This window comes from Butyricicoccus pullicaecorum (genome assembly GCF_002160355.1).
Lineage (GTDB): Bacteria > Bacillota > Clostridia > Oscillospirales > Butyricicoccaceae > Butyricicoccus > Butyricicoccus pullicaecorum.
In genome coordinates this window covers 1-501 of sequence record NZ_NFKK01000059.1, presented here as the reverse complement: position 1 = coordinate 501, position 501 = coordinate 1, and the positions used below count along the sequence as shown (strand labels likewise).

The 501-nt window shown below is 44.9% G+C and carries 2 rRNA genes; both read left to right on the top strand.

What is annotated here, in order from left to right:
• A 23S ribosomal RNA gene (locus B5F17_RS14565) occupies positions 1 to 158 on the top strand; the annotation flags it as partial.
• A 281-nt stretch (positions 159 to 439) separates the two neighbouring features.
• Positions 440 to 501: ribosomal RNA gene (rrf, locus tag B5F17_RS14560) — 5S ribosomal RNA — on the top strand; the annotation flags it as partial.

The window sequence follows — 501 nt, the reverse complement described above, 5'->3', positions numbered from 1 at the left end:
AAACGCTGAAGGCATCTAAGCGTGAAACTTCCCTCGAGATAAGTATTCCCACTCTTCGGAGGTAAGGCCCCACGTAGACTATGTGGTTGATAGGTCAGGAGTGGAAGTGCAGTAATGCATGCAGCGGACTGATACTAATAGGCCGAGGGCTTGACCTAGTGAATTAGGTAAAGAGTCTCGAAAGTAGCTAAAGCGAGTAGTGATTGTTCAGTTTTGAAGGTACAACGAACCTTCTAAGCAGCTGACCTGACTGGCAAGCCAGTCACGGCCTTAGCTAAAAATATGTCACTGACATATTTTCTAAACGCTAAGGTTGTTCAGTTTTCAGGGTACAAACCTTCAAAAAGACGGAAAGTAAAGAGAGCAAAAGCGTCTGTGCGGCGCGAAGCGAATTCGCTTTTCTTTTGCTTAGCTTTTCTTTTCCGGAAAAGAAAAGTAAGTGCGTGTCAATGGTGATGAGGGTACACCTGTTCCCATTCCGAACACAGTAGTTAAGCTCAT